3 protein-coding genes (1 of these 3 running past the window's edge) are annotated in these 20,518 nt (G+C 46.9%); all 3 read left to right on the top strand.

Features of this window, described 5'->3' with window-relative positions; translation table 11 throughout:
- The first annotated feature begins 13 nt into the window (after positions 1-13).
- Tightly spaced (each overlapping or abutting the next), the 3 genes in view from ACFYU8_RS08715 to ACFYU8_RS08695 form a layout consistent with a single transcriptional unit that may run on beyond the window.
- Positions 14-8,272 (top strand): SDR family NAD(P)-dependent oxidoreductase, encoded by an 8,259-nt coding sequence (locus ACFYU8_RS08715; protein WP_390293953.1) that lies wholly within the window; start codon positions 14-16, stop codon positions 8,270-8,272.
- Entirely contained in the window at positions 8,269-20,217 is an 11,949-nt protein-coding gene (locus tag ACFYU8_RS08700; RefSeq protein WP_483862270.1) for an SDR family NAD(P)-dependent oxidoreductase, read from the top strand. Before ACFYU8_RS08715 ends, ACFYU8_RS08700 begins: the two co-directional genes overlap by 4 nt.
- Positions 20,214-20,518: the 5' end (the start) of an amino acid adenylation domain-containing protein gene (locus ACFYU8_RS08695; RefSeq protein WP_390293955.1), read on the top strand. Its footprint extends 21,235 nt past the window's final position; only the first 305 of its 21,540 coding nucleotides appear in the window; it begins with the start codon at positions 20,214-20,216; its stop codon lies beyond the right edge, outside the window. The genes ACFYU8_RS08700 and ACFYU8_RS08695 overlap by 4 nt, the downstream gene beginning before the upstream one ends.

Here is a 20,518-nt window from a genome sequence, read left to right as displayed (position 1 = left end):
GGAGGAGTCGAGTATGAAGGTACTTTTTCATTCATTACATGATATTGAAGCCATAGTGAAAGAAGTAATGACCGACTTATTAAAAGATACGACGAATCCCTTGGATTTCGATAAAAACTTTATAGAATTAGGTATCAGCTCGGTATTGTCTGTAGAAATGGTAGAGATGATCAATGGGAAGCTAGGCATTGACTTAGGGATTGAGGTCGTTTTTGATCATGAGAATACCAAGCAACTAGCCACGCACATTTTAGGAAAGTACCAGGAAATCGCTCCGCCAGCAGATCATACCGAGGCCGATAATGGTTCATCGACGATTGCGAGCAAGATCGGTAAAATCATTGCTCAGCTATTGGATACACCTGTAGAAACTTTGAATTTCGATAAAAGTTTCATCGAGCTGGGCATTCATTCTGTGCTGGCTGTCGAATTAGTAGAAGCAATCAATGATGACTTGGGGATTAATCTAGGTGTAGAAGTTATTTTTGATTATACAGAGGTGGGTGAGCTCGCTGAATATATCCCTCTGCAATTTGCGGCAGAGATAGCAGCAGATGACAGCCAAATCCTTCAGACTGTTTCAGCAAATGAAGGGAATCTTTCGGATGATACAGTCAAAGAAATTCGCCACTCCGATATCGCGATCATCGGAATATCAGGCAGGTTTGCTGGCTCGGATTCAGTGGAAGAGTTTTGGGAGCATCTCGCGTCTGGCAACAGTTGTATCGAGGAAATAACGCGCAGTGGTTGGGAAGTGGATCAATATTACGGCGGGCTTCTCAAGGACATTGATCAATTCGATGCATCCTTTTTCAATATTTCGCCTGATGAAGCAAAAAGTATGGACCCTCAACAACGGTTGTTCCTGCAAGAATCCTATAAAGCTTTTGAAGATAGCGGATACGCTACTGAACTGTTAGCCGGGAGAAAAGTAGGTGTGTTTGTTGGGGGACGCAATTCAGACTACAAAGAGAAATCTTTGTTGGCCGAAGGTGTCTCTTCACACACAATGCTAGGCAATGAAATGTCGATGCTAGGAGCAAGACTCTCCTACTTTTTCAATCTCAAGGGTCCAAGTCTTGCTGTAGATACAGCTTGTTCCTCAGCTTTGGTAGCCATTCATTTAGCTTGCGACAGTCTTCGCAGGGGAGAAACCGAAATGGCTCTGGCAGGCGGAGTGGCGATTCACAGCTCCCCTGAATTTTTTGTGATGTCCTCAAAAATGGGCGTGGTGTCACCCGATGGGGCATGCAATACCTTTGACAATCATGCAAATGGCATGGTGTTTGGAGAAGGCGTTGGAGCGGTCGTACTGAAGCCAGTTGCCCAAGCAATGGAAGATGGCGACTATATTTATGCTGTCATCAAGGGCTCGACCGTGAATCAGACAGGAAGATCAAACGGAATTACAGCACCGAGCATGCTTGCCCAAAAAGAATTGATTGTGGATGCCTACGAAAATGCAGGGGTTGATCCTGAGACGATCAGTTATATCGAAACGCATGGGACAGGAACGCAGCTGGGTGACCCTATTGAAGTAAAGGCATTGATTGAAGCATTTCGTTCGTTTACGGATAAAACAGAATTTTGTGCAATTGGATCGCATAAGCCCAACATCGGTCATACCACGATGTCATCGGGACTGGCGAGTTTGTTTAAAGTTGTCATGGCGATGAAATATAAAAAGATGGCTCCGACGATCAGTGTCAAGGAAGTCAATAAGCACATCAAACTGAACGGAAGTCCCTTTTTCATCAACACCGAGCTCAGAGAATGGAATACCGGTGATGCGACTCCGCGAAGAGCAGGTGTGAGCGCTTTGGGCTCGAATGGAACCAATTGTCATCTGATACTGGAAGAGGCGCCAAAGGTACAACCGAAATCAAGCAATCAGCAAGTAGGTGCTTATTACTTGTTCCCGTTTTCAGCTAAGAGCGAGTCAGCTCTCAAGCGAAAAATGGATGAAATGTCCCATTGGTTAGCAAAAGAAGCGGGACGTTTTCACGAACAAGATATTTCCTATACCTTGTTCACAGGGAGAAGTCATTTCTCGCACCGTTGCATGTTTATTGCCAAGGACGTAGATGAATTGCGACAAAAAATCGCGGAAGTAAAAGAAACGGGAACAACTGCTGATTATTTTGTCCATGATGCAACGGATTCCGCGAGAGTAGAAAAGAGCTTGAAAGAGACTGGAGAAAAATTAATTGCAGAAGTAGCAGAGAACAGCTCGGTAACCACCCACGCAAGTAAAGAAAAGCTGTCCATGCTTGCCGATTTATTTGTAAAAGGATACAAGCTGGATTGGAGGTCCTTCTATCAAAAAGGCAGATATACCCGAGTGCCTTTGCCAGTCTATCCATTTAGAGGGGAACGCTATTGGTTGCCCCAAACAAATAGACAGGATCGCTTGCCCAATACCCACCCCGAGCTGTGGAAGGAGATGGACGAGCTTCTCTGTAAACTGTTATGGGGGCAAATGCAGTCCATCGGTTGGTTTGCTGAGAAGAGTGTGAATGTCGCCGACCTCAAGGCAAAAACAGGCGTCCAGCACCGTTATGAGAAATGGATGGAAGAAAGTATGGCGATGTTCACTCGTCATGGCTATCTCGATGGTTATGATGGAAAACAATGCCTGGTGGTTGATCCGACCTTTATTGAGGTACAGCCTGTATGGGAAGAATGGGATCGGCGTAAGGTGGCATGGAAAGAAGATGCCAATCTGGAAGTGCGGATAAGTTTGCTGGAAGCTACGATGAAATCCCTGCCGCACATTGTGACAGGCAAGCGACTTGCTACGGATGTCATGTTTCCAGGCTCTTCTATGGAATTGGTACAAAATATTTATAAAAATAACCCGGTGGCGGATCACTACAATGAAGTGCTCGCACAAACAGTCGCAACCTATGTGGAAGAACGGGTGAAAAAAGATCCTTCTGCAAAAATTCGCATCATAGAGATTGGTGCGGGGACAGGCGGAACAAGCACTTTTGTATTTGAAAAGCTGAAGCCTTATCAGAAGTGTATCGAAGAATATTGCTATACCGACATCTCCAAAGCATTTTTAATGTATGCACAAAAGGAATATGGACCGCATGTTCCGTATCTGACCTATCAGATTTTTAATGTGGAAGCACCATTTGCTGAGCAAGGAGTTCGAGAGGGCTATTACGATCTGGTGATTGCGGCTAATGTGTTGCATGCCACCAAAGACATTCGCAAAACCTTGCGCCACACAAAAGCTGTTTTGCGAGAAAACGGTTTGGTTCTTTTAAATGAAATCAGTAGTAATTCCTTGTTCCTTCATCTGACCTTTGGTCTTTTGGAGGGCTGGTGGCTGTCTGAAGATACGGATGTACGTATTCCAGGTTCTCCTGCCTTAACTCCGGCATTGTGGCAAACGGTTCTGGAAAAAGAAGGATTTCACACGATCTCTTTTCCAGCTCGGGAAACTCATGATCTGGGACAACAGATTGTCATTGGAAACAGCGATGGCGTCCTTCACCCTGATGTTAGTGCCGGAACGAGTGTTTCATCACCTATCGCGCACAAGACTTCACAAAAGGCAAAAGTAGAAGGGAAGCTCTCTTCGCAGCCAAAAACCAAGTACATTCCAAGCCAGTCTGTTGTGACCGAGCAAACGGTGAAGGATTATGTGAAGGATAAGATTATTGAAAAGCTGGTCACCGCATTGGAAGTAGATGTCGATTCGATCGATGTGGATGACGCTTTCAGAGATTATGGATTGGACTCCATTCTTGGCGTTAGATTGGTTCAAGAGATCAATCAAGCTTTGAAGATTGAAATTGAGACGACGATTCTTTTTGATTACAGCTCGGTAAATCAACTTGCCAGCTATATTTTGTCTGAGTACAAAGAAGTCATTGCTCAAGCGTTAGGGCAGAAGATCAGTCTATCCGAGCAGAGTGAAGACTCCGTCTCTGCTATTCAGACTGAAGTATTCATTCAAGCAGCTCCTCTGTTGTCAGAGGAAAAAGTGAGCGTGTCAGAAAAAGCTTCGTTCTCCGCTGAACCCATTGCGATTATTGGAATGAGCGGTACCTTTGCCTCATCGAACAACGCAGATGACTTATGGGATCACTTGGTGAACGGTTCGGATTTACTTAAGAAAGTGACACGCTGGGATTTATCAAAGTACGGCCTGGACGAAGCAGATGGTTTTCAATATGGCGGGCTTGTAGAGAATATTGACTTGTTTGATCCGCTTTTTTTCAACATCTCCGGTTTGGAAGCTGACTATATGGACCCGCAGCAACGATTCTTTTTAGAGGAGTCCTGGAAGGCGTTGGAGGATGCTGGTTATGCAGGGCTAGGCGTGCAAGGAATCCAATGTGGTGTTTACGCAGGATGTGCCAAAGGAGATTACGATCGTCTCGTGGGAGAGAATCCCCCTGCCCAAGCATTCTGGGGAAATATGGAGTCAATCGTGCCTGCTCGGGTTGCTTATCATCTGGATTTGCAGGGACCTGCCGTAACGATTGATACGGCTTGCTCCAGTTCATTGGTAGCGATTCATATGGCGTGCCAAGCCTTGCGGACAGGTGAGGTCGACATGGCATTGGCAGGTGGTGTCTTCATTCAATCTACGCCGGGATTCTATTTGTCTGCCAAGCGAGCGGGGATGCTGTCACCGACAGGACGATGCCATACGTTTGATGAGCGAGCCGATGGCTTTGCTACGGGGGAAGGCGCTGGTGTGGTTGTACTGAAACGACTCTCGGAAGCTATCGCTTGCGGTGACCATATTTATGGTGTCATTCGAGGCTCGGGAATCAATCAGGATGGTACGACGAATGGGATTACTGCGCCGAGTGCGAAATCTCAGGAGCGCTTGGAACGCAATGTCTACGATACATATGACATCAATCCTGAGCAGATTACGATGGTAGAGGCCCATGGAACAGGGACCAAGCTGGGAGATCCGATTGAGTATCAAGCGCTGACTCGCGCTTTTCGAGCATATACGGATAAAAAAGAATTTTGTGCGATTGGATCGATCAAGACGAATATTGGTCATACGCAGATCGCAGCAGGCGTTGCAGGGGTCATCAAAACCCTTTTGTCATTAAAACACAAACAAATAGCGCCATCCCTGCATTTTGAAGAAGGGAACGCCAACATTAAGTTTGCAGATAGTCCGTTTTATGTGAATACAAGCCTGAGGGAATGGTCAGTGGAGTCGCATGCCAAACGTTGTGCCGCGATCAGTTCCTTTGGAGCCAGCGGTACAAATGCGCATATGGTCATCGAAGAGGCACCACAGGTAGAGTGGAGTCATGGGAAAAAGCCGGGCTATTTGCTTGTGCTGTCGGCGCGTACTTTTGAACAGTTACGTCAGCAGGTTGCCCAATTGCTTTCGTTTTGTGAAAAAGCACCGGAGACGGATTGTGGAAATATGAGCTATACGCTGTTAGTAGGCAGAAAGCATTTCCATCACCGCTTCTCTTGTATGGTTCAGAATACAGCCGAGCTCGTTCAGCTTTTGAAAAAGTGGCTGGAAACAGGAAAAGCATCGCAGGCTTTTGTTTCCGAGTTAAATGAAAAAGACCATCGTGAGCAAACCGCATTGAAACGTTACGGAAATCAAAGCATCGAGAATCTGCATGTGACGAGTCAGGCGAGTGAATATTTGGAACAGTTGTCTGTGATCGCGGAATTGTTTGTGCAGGGATATGGATTAGATTATGACAAGCTGTTTGCGAACGATCAGTATTCTCGTATTTCTCTTCCCACGTATCCTTTTGCCAAAGAACGCCATTGGGTACTTGAGAGTGAAACGAAAGCAAATGCAAGGGTAACGGCCAATGCAACCACAGCGTCCGTGATCCATCCCATGCTGCATCAAAACACTTCTACTTTTTCCGAGCAACGGTTTAGTTCCACCTTCACGGGAAAAGAGTTTTTCTTGGCAGATCACGTAGTCAAAGGGCAGCGGGTGTTACCGGGAGTTGCCTATCTGGAGATGGCAAGGACCGCGATAGAGCATGCTGTAGGAGAGATCGGGCACGGGGATACAGCGATGAAACTACAGAATGTCGTATGGGCTCGTCCGATCGTTGTAGGGGATCAGCCTGTTCAGGTACATACGGGTCTCATTCTCGAAGAAGATGGTGAGGTATCCTACCAAATCTATAGCGAGACAGAGGGCAGTGATGCCGAACTCGTGGTACACAGCCAAGGAAATGCTGTGCTTACTCCTCTTTCGGAGTTGCAAATGCTAGATTTGCCCGTTTTGCAGGAGCAGTGCCGCGAGCAGGTGATTTCATCCGAGGAATTCTATGAGTTCTTCAGCGCGATTCAGATTGATTATGGATTCGGACATAAAGGAATAGACAAAGTATATGTCGGGCCTGGACAAGTCTTGGCAAAGCTTGTTCTACCGATATCAGTCAAAGGCTCAGAGGATCAGTATGTCTTGCATCCAAGCTTGATGGATTCAGCTTTACAGGCATCTGTGGAGTTGACACTCTCTTCCCGCCACGTGATGTCGTCCGACAGTATGGCAAAACGTAAGCCGGTGATGCCTTTTGTTCTGGAAGAGATGGAAATCATCAGTCCGTGTACCTCTGAGATGTGGGCATACGCTCGCTACAGCAAGGGCAGCCAGGCAGGGGATAAGGTAGAAAAATACGATATCGATCTATGTGACGACACAGGAACGATTTGTGTACGGATGAAGGGATTCACATCTCGTGTACTGGAAAGAGAGATTCAAACAGATCGTACAGCAACGAATGCGCCAGTTGAGACCTCCAGCGAATCGCTGATTGGAACCATGCTGCTCAGCCCCGTATGGGAAGAGGTTGTGATGGACCGTGGTTCTGCAACTCCACTTGCAAGCGATCATATTTTGCTTGTTTGTGCAGATGACGAGAATCGAAGCTTTGTTCAACAACGCTATCCTGGGGCATCTGTTATGGAGATTACGCCCGCAGAAAGTATTGATGAAATAGCAATTAAGCTGGAGCAGTTTGGTTCGATTGATCATATCATCTGGATTGCGCCATGGATAGATTTGGAATACCTAGCAGAAGAGGGACTCATCATCGAGCAGGAGCGCGGTGTATTTCATGTGTTTCGCTTGTTAAAAGCCATGCTCAAGCTGGGCTACGGTACCAAGGAAATAGGATGGAGTCTCGTAACCTTCCAGACCCAGCCGATTCATCAAAACGATGCGGTCAACCCTATTCATGCGAGTCTTTATGGATTAGTCGGTTCGATGGCAAAAGAATACGCAAACTGGCGTATCCGACTTGTTGATCTGGAAGCTGGTCGTGCTTGGCCAATGGAGGAGGTTTTCACACTTCCGCCAGATGGCGAGGGAAATGCAGCGGTTTATCGCGGAGGGAAATGGTATCGTCAGGAATTACTTCCATTGCGTCATCCGCAACTGGAGCAGGCTTCCTACAGACAGGGTGGCGTCTATGTTGTGATTGGAGGCGCTGGCGGTATTGGCGAAGTATGGAGCGAATACATGATCAGCACGTATCAAGCGCAAATCATCTGGATTGGTCGCAGAGAAAAGGATACAGCGATCCAAGCCAAAGTGGATCGACTTGCCAAGCTCGGACCTGCTCCCGTCTATATTGCGGCGGATGCGACGAATCGCAAGTCCTTGTATTTTGCCTATGAAGAGATCAAAAAACGGTATAAACAAGTAAACGGAGTCATTCATTCCGCGATTGTTCTGCTCGATAAAAGTCTCGCGAACATGGACGAAGAGCGCTTCCGTGCTGGACTTTCGGCAAAGGTAGATGTTAGCGTGCGGATTGCGCAAGTATTTGATCGGGAGCCGTTGGATTTTGTCTTGTTCTTCTCATCGATCAACTCATTTACCAAGTCGCCTGGGCAAAGTAATTATGCATCTGGTTGTACGTTTAAAGATATATTCGCGCACCAGCTATCGTTACATAGCCTCAGTGCTGTGAAGGTGATGAATTGGGGATACTGGGCGAACGTAGGAATTGTTGCTTCCAAGGATTATCAAGAGAGGATGGCACAGGCAGGATTAGGTTCCATTGAACCTCCCGAAGCGATGGCAGCTTTGGAAAACCTGCTTGCTGGACCGATGAATCAAGTCGCGTTGGTGAAAACAACGAAATCACAGGCCATGCTCAAGGTAAACCCGGATGAATCGATTCACATCTATCCAGAAAAACTGGTATCGCAAATCGAAAGTGTCAAGAATGATATGCCGAAACTAGAGTTTTCGTCACAACGCAGACAATCTGAAATGGAGGCTTATAAATGAATACGATGGATAAGCTTCTCGGTGAACTACTCTATGGTCAATTACAGTCAATCGGGCTGTTTACGGTAAAAAAACAAACAATAGCAGAACTCAAATCCAAATTGCATGACAAATACGGCAAATGGCTGGAAGAAAGTATAGCCGTTCTCGTGCAAAGTCATTACGTTGCGTGCGATGGAGAGTTTTTCATCGCAAACGATACCACCCCTATCGATCTTGATACAGCATGGAAAAACTGGGAGGAAGAAAAAAGAGCTTGGCTCAGTAACCCTAATAGCAAAGCTCAGGTGAATCTGGTAGAGGCAACCATGCGTGTACTGCCAGAGATTCTAACGGGAAAAAATCCAGCTACAGAGATCATGTTCCCTCATTCTTCGATGGAATTGGTGGAAGGGATATATAAACACAACAAGGTTGCGGACTACTTTAACGAAGTGCTCGCTAATACGATTGTTACCTATGTGAAGCAACGTACGAAGCAAGATGCTTCTGCACGGATTCGAATTTTGGAAATCGGGGCAGGTACAGGTGGAACCAGTGCGATCGTACTGCCAAGGCTACAACCTTTTCAAAAGCATATTGAGGAATATTGTTATACCGATATTTCGCAAGCCTTTTTACTTCACGCCGAAAAAGAATATGGAGCCGAAAATCCATTTCTCACGTATCGGATTTTTAACGTGGAAAAGCCTGTTGAGGATCAGGGGATCGCTGCGGGTGCCTATGATCTGGTGATTGCAACAAACGTGCTGCATGCTACTAAAAATATTAGCCAAACCTTGCTCCACGCAAAAACAGCTTTACAGAAAAATGGCTTGCTTCTTCTGAATGAGTTGACCAGCAATACCTTGTTTGCTCACTTGACGTTTGGCTTGCTGGACGGTTGGTGGCGCTATGATGATTCAGAATCGCGCATTCCCGGCTGCCCTTTGTTAACGGTTGAAACATGGCAAAAGGTGTTGAAGAAGGCAGGATACCGATCTGTTTTCTTGCCAGCAGAAGAGGATCTGGATTTATGCCAACAGATTATTGTTGCAGAAAGCGATGGCGCTATTCGTCGTAGCAACCAACCGAAGCAGTCGGCGGTTACGGTTGCGTATTCGTCTGTAAAAAAGCAAGCCCCAAAGTTAAAGGCGATGCCACTCAAAAAACAAGTGCCTGTACGCACAACACCAGCGAAAAAGACAGGCAAAGTCACTGAGGCATTGCTTCGCGAAAAAAGTACGGCTTATATAAAAAGGCTAATTGGTGAAACGCTTAGAATACCGACCCATCAGATTAAATCATCTGCCCCATTAGAGCAATATGGGATTGATTCTATTCTGGTTGTGCAATTGACCAATTCGCTTCGCAAAGATTTTGCAAATATGAGCAGTACGATATTTTTCGAATATCAAACGATTGATGCTTTGGTAGAGTATCTCATAGAGACGCAAAAGGAAGCATTGATCAAGGTAATAGGATTCGAAGCACAGGAAGCAGTTGAGGAAACATACCAAAATGAGCTAGAGAATGAGGAGGTGACCACCTCTGCTTCATCGGCGTACACCGATCTCCCTATGAGAAAAGCGCGACGCTTTTTATCCGTTCGCGAGCAAGAAAGCAAGGAATCCATTTCGTCTTCCTCTGTAGTTCGGGATGTGGCGATCATCGGTCTTTCCGGGCGTTATCCTCAGGCGAAAAATGTGGATGAATTCTGGAATCGTTTAAAAGAGGGGAAAAACTGCATTTCTGAAATCCCTAAGGATCGCTGGGATTGGAAGAACTATTTTGACGAGGAAAAAGGCAAAAAGGAATCTATGTATACAAAATGGGGCGGATTTATCGAGGATATTGATAAATTCGATCCCTTATTTTTTCAAATCTCTCCTAAAGAAGCCGAGGGGATGGACCCGCAAGAACGGTTATTTTTACAAGAAGCATATGCGAGTATCGAGGACGCTGGATATACGCCTACAACTCTGTGCGAAAGCAGAAAAGTAGGCGTTTTTGTCGGCGTGATGAATGGTAATTATTCGACGGGAGCCACTTATTGGTCGATCGCGAATCGACTGTCTTATCTATTAAACTTTCAAGGTCCTAGCGTGGCGGTGGATACCGCGTGCTCTGCTTCTCTCACAGCGATTCATTTAGCCTTGGAAAGCTTGTACAGCGGTACAAGCGATTGTGCAATCGCAGGGGGAGTCAATCTTATCGTCGATCCCGCCCACTATATGAAATTGTCAGCCTTGACGATGCTCTCTCCGACGAATCAATGCAAGTCCTTCGGTGATCAAGCGGACGGCTTTGTGGATGGAGAGGGAGTAGGAGCTATCGTCTTGAAGCCTTTGGATAAGGCGATAGCTGATGGTGACCATATTTACGGGGTCATCAAAGGAAGTATGATGAATGCCGGTGGGAAAACGAATGGCTATACCGTCCCTAATCCGCAGGCGCAAGCGCAGTTAGTGGCGGATGCCCTACAACGTGCCAAAGTTCATGCAAGAACGGTTAGTTATCTGGAAGCACACGGAACAGGGACGGAGCTTGGAGACCCGATCGAGGTGGCTGGACTTACTCGCGCTTTTGAAAAAGACACCCAGGACAAACAGTTTTGCGCATTGGGATCGGCGAAGTCCAATATTGGACATTGTGAGAGTGCGGCAGGGATTGCTGGGGTAACGAAAATATTATTGCAGCTGAAGCACTCCCAACTGGTGCCTTCTTTACATTCGAGCACACTTAATCCCAACATTGATTTCAGCAAGACTCCGTTTGTGGTTCAGCAAGAGTTGGCGGAATGGAAACGGCCGATCGTTGAGATCAATGGCACACCCAATGAATATCCACGGATTGCAGGGATTTCCTCGTTTGGTGCAGGGGGAAGCAATGCCCATGTGATTATTGAAGAATATATTCCTGAAGTCAAACAGCAATCCAGTAGGAAGATCACGCCTCAGAACCCGGCGATTATTGTGTTGTCAGCAAAGAATGCGGAGAGGCTGTTTGAGAAAGTACAGCAGTTGTTAGCTTTTATCCAGGGAGACTCCTTATCTGATGCGAGCTTAGCCGACATGGCGTACACGCTTCAGGTAGGACGTGTAGCCATGGAAGAGCGTCTGGCAGTCCTTGCAGGTTCTGTGAAGGAGCTGGAACAAAAGCTAACAGCCTTTGTAGAAGGACAAGAGCATATTGCTGAATTGTACCTTGGTCAGGTAAACCGAAATCAGGAAATGCTGGATATTTTGACGTTCGATGATGAAGTAGAAGAAACGATTGCGAGATGGATGGAACGCGGTAAATACAGCAAGCTTCTCGACCTGTGGGTGAAGGGCTTACATATCGATTGGAACAAGCTTTATCAAGAAGAGCAACCTCGTCGTATCAGTTTGCCGACGTATCCTTTTGCCAAGGAATCTTACTGGATCGAAGCCAAGTCTGCTAGCAGAAGTGAAGGGGTGGGTTCGATACATCCTTTCTTGCATCAAAATACATCCGATTTCTTGGAGCAGCGGTTTAGTTCTACCTTTACGGGACAGGAGTTTTTCCTGAGTGACCATGTCATCAAGGGACAACGAGTCTTGCCAAGTGCGGCTTATCTGGAGATGGCACGGGCAGCGATTAAGCTGGCGACGGGAGTCATGGATTCTGGGCAAGAATTCGAAGGGCTTCGCTTTAAAAATGTGGTCTGGACTCAACCTTTGGTTGTTGGGTCAGAACCTATTCAGGCACATATTGAACTCTACCCTGAGGCTAATGGTGAGATTGTTTACGAGATTTACAGCGATAGCATGCAAGACCAGAAGGAAGCGACGGAAATTGTACACAGCCAGGGAAGTGCCGTGTTGTGTTCCATTTCAGATATTCCAGCTTTTGATCTCACCGCAGTGCAGGAACAGTGCAACCTAAGCACACTCAGCGCTGAACAATGCTACGATGTTTTCAAAAAGATGGGAGTCGACTATGGGCTTGCCCATCGTGGGATTGAGCAGATTTTGATCGGTCAAGGGCAGGTGTTGGCGAAGCTGTCTCTGCCTTCTTCCGTGGTGAAGACCCAAGAACAATTTGGTCTGCATCCGAGCTTGCTCGACGCAGCTCTCCAAGCATCAATAGGCTTGATGATGGCAACTGGTGATTTTGGGCTGATTCTTCCCTTCGCTCTTGAGGAATTGGAGATCGTAGGCGCATGCTCCGCTACCATGTGGGCACTCATTCATTACAGTGAGGGCAGTAAAGCTGGAGATAAAGTGGAGAAATTTGATATCGACTTGTGCGACGAGAGCGGGAATGTCCGTGTGCGGATGAAGGGTTTTTCTACGCGCAAGATCGCAGGCGAATCTGCTGGACTGGGAGTAGGAGAGTCAAAATTCGCCGATGATTTTATCCAGCCATCCGCTGATAAGGCGGTAGTCGGGGAACAACGATTCGATACGGAACATGCAACCCATTATTTTAAAAGGCTGCTTTCCTCCGTCATCAAATTGCCAGCAAATAAAATGGAAGCAGACGCCTCGTTGGAAAAATACGGTGTCGATTCCATTGTGGCGATGCAGATGACCAAGGAGCTGGAAAAGATATTTGGATCGTTACCAAAAACGCTATTTTTTGAATACCAAACGATAAAAGAACTGACTGGATATTTCCTTGAAAACTATCGTGAAAAGCTGATGAGCATCCTGGGGATGGGGGAAAATGCGGAAGCCCTCCTCACGCAAGAACCAGAAGCAACGATTGTGGACGAGAGGACAGCACAGACCGAGCGTAGGAGCAAAAAACGCAAGTCTCACCGTTTCGCGTCACTGCGCATGGAAACCCAACGAGAAAAAGGAGCGTTGGACATTGCCATTATTGGTGTTTCTGGACGCTATCCGCAAGCCTGGAATGTTCAAGACTTTTGGAAAAATCTGCGCGACGGCAAGGATTGTATTACCGAAATTCCAAAAGACCGTTGGGATCACAGCCAGTACTTTGATGAAGCGAAGGACAAGGCCGGTAAATCGTATTCCAAATGGGGCGGGTTCATAGAAGGTGTCGATCAATTCGATCCACTGTTCTTCCATATTTCCCCACGGGAAGCAGAGCTGATGGACCCACAGGAGCGGTTATTTTTACAGTGTGTCTATGAAACGATAGAGGATGCAGGGTATACGCGTGATGCTCTTGGCAGGCACGAAGGCTTGGGAGGTAGTGTAGGTGTTTACGTAGGTGTTATGTACGAGGAATACCAACTGTATGCGTCCGCTGAACAGGCGTTGGGCAGAGCGCTTACGATTGCGGGAAGTCCGGCTTCCATAGCTAACCGTGTCTCCTATTTTGGCAATTTCCACGGTCCGAGCATGGCGGTCGATACCATGTGTTCTTCTTCGTTGACGGGGATTCATTTAGCGTGTCACAGCTTGCAGCGCGGTGAATGTGAGGTTGCGATCGCAGGTGGTGTGAATGTTTCTATTCATCCAAATAAATATCTGTATTTGTCGCAGGGCAAGTTCGCCTCCAGCAAAGGAAGATGCGAAAGCTTTGGGGAAGGCGGCGACGGATATGTACCTGGCGAAGGAGTCGGAGCGGTATTGCTCAAACCTTTGGCGAGAGCAATCGCTGATGGAGACAACATCTATGGTGTGATCAAAGGAAGCGCCATTAATCATGGGGGAAAAACGAACGGTTATACGGTTCCGAATCCTCAAACGCAATCAAGGGTGATTCGTCGGGCTTTTGAAGAGGCAGGAATTCACCCGAGAACGGTCAGCTATATCGAGGCGCATGGTACGGGGACTTCCTTGGGGGACCCTATTGAAATTGCTGGATTGACGAAGACTTTTCAGGAATATACGAAGGAGAATCAGTTCTGCGCGATTGGTTCGGCCAAGTCAAATATCGGGCATGGTGAGAGTGCGGCAGGGATAGCAGGGTTGACCAAGATATTGCTGCAAATGAAATATAAGCGGTTAGTTCCATCCCTTCATTCCCATACCCTTAACCCGAATGTTGATTTCAGCAAGACTCCATTTGTGGTGCAGCAAGAACTGGCGGAATGGAAGCGACCCGTGATTGAAATCAATGGGGTAACGAGAGAATATGCAAGGATTGCGGGGATATCTTCCTTTGGTGCGGGAGGGGCAAATGCTCATCTCGTCATTGAAGAATACATCGAAGAGGAACACCGCCCACAAATCAGCATCTCGGCAAAAAATCCAGCTGTCATCGTATTGTCAGCGAAGAATAAAGACCGTCTTCGGGAGCAGGTGCAGCGGTTGTTGTCTGCTATTCGGGAGCAACTCTTTACGGATAACGAACTAGCTGAGATTGCCTACACGCTCCAAGTAGGACGTGAAGCGATGGAAGAGCGGTTCGCTGTGATCGTCAAGTCGATCGCTGAGCTTGAAGCGAAGTTAACGAATTATTTGGAAGATGAGGATGATATCCAAGACCTGTTCACGGGTCAGGTAAAGCGGAATAAAGAAACGATGGATGTTTTCGCCGCAGATGAGGATTTGCAACAGGCAATCGATACATGGATCACCAAAGGGAAATACGCAAAAATCTTGCAGATGTGGGTACAGGGACTGATTTTTGACTGGAACAAACTCTATGGGAATACGAAGCCTCGTCGAATCAGTTTACCTGCTTATCCTTTTGCAAGAGAGCGCTATTGGCTGCCAAAGATGGAGTCACAAGCAACTAGTCTTATCGCAGCAGGATCCCTGGCTACCCTTCATCCCATGCTGCATCAAAATACGTCTACACTTTCAGAACAACGGCACAGCTCGACATTTACAGGGCAGGAGTTTTTCCTTAGCGATCATGTCGTGAATGGGCAAAAGGTCTTGCCTGGGGTAGCTTATCTGGAGATGGCACGAGTGGCTGTAGATTTGGCAGCAGGTGTCCTGCCTGATAACCAGTCGGCGATTCAGCTTAAAAATATCGTATGGGCGAAACCAGTTATTGTGGAAGATGCACCTATCCAAGTACACACGGGACTATACCCGGAAGAGAATGGTGAAATCGCTTTTGAAATCTACAGCCAGTCAAGTGAAGCTCAGGAGAATGTAGTAGTACATAGCCAGGGAAGAGCGGTACTACTATCAGCTATGGAAGCGCCAATTCTCGACCTTTCTGCAATTCAAGCACAGTGCACAGCGCATAGTTATAGCGCTAGCCATTGTTACGAAACATTTCATGCGATCGGACTGGAATACGGTCCATCACACCAAGGGATTGAGAAGCTATTTGTCGGGTCAGACCAAGTGCTGGCGAAGCTGATCTTGCCATCCACTGTTACGGATACAGCAGGAAAATTTGGACTCCATCCGACTATCATGGATGCTGCCTTACAGGCATCGCTTGGTTTCATGATGAGTGCTTCCGACCTTCAGCCGTCTCTGCCTTTTGCATTAGAACAATTGAACATTTACAGTGATTCTACAACGGCTGTATTGGCGTTGGTTCGATACAGTACCGGCCATGCAACTACGCAAAAAGTGCAGAAGCTCGACATTGATTTGTGTGATGAGCAAGGCAAGATTTGCGTAAGCATGAAGGGATTCACAACTAGGGTGCTCGAAGGTGAAAAATCTGCCGGAGTTGTACAAGGCAGCAAAGGTACAGGGGAATCAGGAAAAATCACGAGTACGCTGATGCTTCAGCCTGCTTGGATCGAACAAGCCATTCCTAAGGAAACCAAAGCCCCTGAATATGAACAACATGTGGTGATGCTCTGCGAACCAGGGGAAATTTCCTGGGAAAGCATTCAAACTCAGATAAACGGAGCGAGATTCCTTGTGCTGCATTCCGATCAGCAAGGCGTAGCGGAACGATTCCAAGCGTATGCTGTTCAGGTGTTTGAAGAAATAAAAGCCCTTCTTCAAGCAAAACCAAAGGGGAAGGTGCTAATTCAAATCGTTACTCCTCTCCGATCGGAACAACGGTTATTCGCTGGAATAGCTGGTCTCTTGAAAACGGCACAGATCGAAAACCCGAAAGTAATCGGACAGCTGATCCAAATCGATTCCATTGAAGACTCAGAGGGATTGGTGGAGAAGCTAAAAGCAAACAGCCTTTGCCCAACAGACAGCCAGATTCGCTATCAGTCAGGGAAAAGATATAGTGCGGGATGGAGTGAAGTTGCAGCTCCACAGCATGAAGAAAGCATGCCGTGGAAAGACAACGGGATTTATTTGATCACGGGTGGAGCAGGTGGTTTGGGACTTATTTTTGCCGAAGAAATGGCTGAGAAAGCCCATGGCATCACCTTGATTTTGACGGGACGCTCTTCGCTTAGTGAAGCGAAGCAAGCAAAGCTTCGCAAGCTTACGGACAACGGGACAAGAATCGAATACCGCCAAGTGGATGTAACGCAGAAACAGGCTGTGGAGGATTTGATCCAAAGCATTCGATCAGAGCTTGGCGATCTTCACGGCATCATTCACAGCGCGGGCGTGACTCGAGACAACTTTATCCTGAAGAAAACCAAAGAAGAGGTACAAGCAGTTCTCGCGCCAAAAGTTGCGGGACTCGTTCATTTAGACGAAGCGACGAAGGGGCTGAATCTGGATTTCTTTGTGCTCTTTTCTTCAGCGGCAGGAAGCTTGGGGAATATGGGCCAAGCAGATTATGCTACGGCCAATGCCTTTATGGATAACTACTCCGCTTACCGCAATGAACAGATCGCGCTAGGCGAACGGCAAGGGCAGACCCTCTCCATCAATTGGCCTTTGTGGAAAGAGGGCGGAATGCAGGTAGACGAAGAGACAGAAAAGAGATTGTGGGATGACCTTGGCATGGTTGCTATGCAGACGGCTTCGGGTATCCACTGCTTGTATCGGGGATTAGCTTCTGGACAAGATCAGTTGATGGTAATGGAAGGCGATCTTGTGCGGATGAAGCAACAGCTGATGGGGGCCTCTGTGACCTTAGTGACACCAACAGCTCATTCGAACAGCATGCAAAGCGAGGTTCATGCGTCTTTGCTGAAAATGGTCGCTGATTTACTCAAGGTTGATAGAGGGGATATTGAAATCCACGCCGAGTTCCATGAGTACGGCTTTGACCAGATTAAGCTGACCGAATTTACAAACAAGCTGAATCAAGCCTATGGGCTGGAACTTACTCCGACTGGATTGGTAGAGTACCCGACGCTTTTTGCTGTCTCGCAACACTTGATGGATGTCTACCAAGATAGATTCAAACAACAGTTCCAGCCAGCAGAGATCGCAAATACTTTTGCAAAAACAGAGAATGCACAGCCTGTTTCCGTTGCGCAACAAGATGGGCTTCGGGAAAAAGTAAGGGAGTATCTGAAAAAGGAAATTTCTGCTGTTATCAAGCTCCCAGCTTATAAAATCGATGAGGATGCTCCGCTGGAGAAATACGGGATCGACTCGGTCATGGCGATGCAATTGACCAATCAATTGGAGAAAGCATTTGGTTCGCTGTCGAAAACGTTATTCTATGAATACCAAAACATAGAAGAGTTGACAGGCTATCTTTTGGCGCATTATCGAGACAAAATCATCGAAATCATGGGAGCTGGGAAAACAGCAGAGGCAAGTGCAGTAGAGAATGTTGCTAATGTACCGGATACTGCTGACTCCATAACAGAGCATCGCCGTCGTTTCTCACGGTTTGTTACGCGTGAGCAGACAAATAAACAAACAACATCTGACCGAGACATTGCCATTATTGGTGTGTCTGGACGATATCCGCAGGCTTCCAATGTACAAGAGTTCTGGAACAATTTGCGGGACGGCATGGATTGCATTACAGAAATTCCGCAAGAGCGATGGGATCACAGCTTGTATTTTGACGAGGCTAAGACCAGTCAAGGAAAAGCATACAGCAAATGGGGAGGATTCATAGACGGTGTCGATCAATTTGACCCGCTCTTCTTCCAGATTTCTCCACGGGAAGCGGAAATGATGGACCCTCAAGAACGCCTTTTCTTGGAAACCGTGTGGAATCTACTCGAAGAAGCAGGACACACGCGAGAGGTATTACAACGTCAATATGATAATAGGGTCGGCGTCTATGTAGGGGCAATGTATCAGCCGTATCACGCATTTGATACAGATATGGAAAAGGCTTCTATCATTTCTCTCTCTTCCTACCATTCGATTGCCAACCGAGCCTCTTACTTCTTTAATCTGCAAGGTCCAAGTATGGCAATTGATACAGCGTGTTCTTCATCCGCCATTGCCATTTATCATGCCTGCGAAAGCTTAATTAAAGGAGAAAGCTCACTTGCTATCGCTGGTGGAGTGAATGTTTCGATCCATCCTAAGAAATACCTAGGCTTAAGTCAGGCCCAAATGATTGGAAGCCACGCAGACAGCAGAAGCTTTGGAGATGGAGACGGATATTTACCAGCAGAAGGCGTAGGTGCTGTATTATTAAAGCCTTTAGCCAAAGCGATTGAAGATGGAGATTCCATCTTAGCCGTCATCAAATCAGCCGCGACCAATCATGGAGGACGTACCAATGGATTTTCCGTGCCGAATCCGAATGCACAAGCGCAATTGATGGAAGAAAATTTTGCTAGAGCGGGCATTGATCCACGGACGATCAGTTACGTGGAATCCGCCGCGAATGGTTCGCTGTTGGGAGACCCGATTGAGTTGAAGGCGTTAACGAATGCTTTTTCGAAGCAGACGGACGATGTTCAGTTTTGTGCGATTGGATCGGTGAAATCGAATATCGGTCACGCCGAGGCAGCTTCTGGTATTTCTCAACTGACAAAGGTGATCTTGCAGCTACAGCATCAGGAATTGGTTCCATCGATAAAAGCGGAGCCGTTGAACCCGCATGTCGATTTTGCAGAAACGCCTTTTTATCTGCAAAAAGATCGACAAAAGTGGAACCGACCAGTGGTGAGAATCAATGGAGAAGAACGAGAGGTTCCACGCCGTGCTACGATTAGTTCGTTTGGAGCAGGCGGGTCAAATGCTCATTTGATCCTGGAAGAATATATTCCGCCGCAGACTGAGATGAAATCCATTTCTTCTGCCACTTCATCTCAGATCGTGGTTTTCTCGGCAAAAAATACTGAGCGATTGCGTGCCGTTGCCGAGAAGATGCTTGCATTTGCCAAGCAGCAAGCGTTTTCCTTGGCGGATTTTGCCTATACGATTCAAGTGAAACGAGAAGCCATGGAATGCAGGTTGGCTATGGTGGTTCACGATCGAGATGAACTGATTCATGGATTACAGGCGTATTTGGAAGCAGTCGATCAAGGCAGCGAACCAAATACATGGATTCCTATCTATACAGGAGATCTCGAAGAAGACCAGGCAGCAGTGAGAAATCTTCTTTCAGGCAAGGTAGGAGATACGGTGTTGCAGGTTCTTTTAGCAGAAAACAATCTGGAAAAGCTAGCCCTTCATTGGACGCAGGGAGGCAAAATTCCTTGGGAATCCTTGCATGTACAAGAGCGTCGCATGATATCTCTGCCTACCTATCCTTTCGCCAGAGACCGCTATTGGCTCTCCAGTTCTGAGGGTGAGGAGCAGCAGCTTGGAACTGAATCGATTCGTCCACCTATGGAAAAAGCGACGTTAGCGATTGATATCAACTCTGACAGCCCAACTGAGGAAAACATACAGCGCGATATGGCACATTTTCTCTCACGGGAATTACACCTTTCTGAAGGGCAAATCAAGATTAACAAATATTTCTTGGACTATGGCATGGACTCGATCATGGTTACCAAGCTGATTCGTCATTTAGAGCAGCGCTGGAACATCAAAATCAAAGGGCGGGAAGTGCTGGAGAACCCGACGATGAAGTCTTTGGCTCATCTACTTGCCTTAAAAATAAGAGAGTTGAGTCATAAAGAGATCGCTTCCACTACAGATGTAGAAACAACGTCTCAGGCTCGCGGTGAACGGACGGAGAATCTGTTGCAAAAATTCAAAGAGGGCCTGCTAAGTTTAGAAGAGATCGAACAGTTAATCGACAAAGGAGGGATTATATGATGCGACGGGAAATTCTCATGGCTTACAAAGAAGGGAAGCTGTCTGCTGAGCAAGTCCAAGAGAAGCTTCTGGAGCTGGAAACCCCATCGTTTACAAGTCCTCTGTCCGTCGGGCAGCAAGGATTGTGGATGTTGCAAAAAATGTCTCCTACCATGAGTGCTTATAATGTTCCGTTATGCTTTTGCATCCGCCAGAAATGGGACGTAGCGTTATTTAAACAAGCTTGCTCCCTTGTGCGAAAACAGCATCCGATTTTACAGAGTTCGATTATGGAAGAGCATGGTGTTCCATATCTGCTTCA

The organism is Brevibacillus sp. NPDC003359 (assembly GCF_042878995.1).
Taxonomy (GTDB): Bacteria; Bacillota; Bacilli; order Brevibacillales; family Brevibacillaceae; genus Brevibacillus.
The sequence above is the reverse complement of the archived record's forward strand: the minus strand, read 5'-3'. Positions and strand labels throughout refer to the sequence as shown.

What these genes read in the sequence shown, in the direction of transcription:
- ACFYU8_RS08700 (WP_483862270.1), top strand. Translation starts at nt 8,269, where the DNA reads ATGAATACGATGGATAAGCTTCTCGGTGAACTACTCTATGGTCAATTA.
- ACFYU8_RS08715 (WP_390293953.1), top strand. Translation starts at nt 14, where the DNA reads ATGAAGGTACTTTTTCATTCATTACATGATATTGAAGCCATAGTGAAA.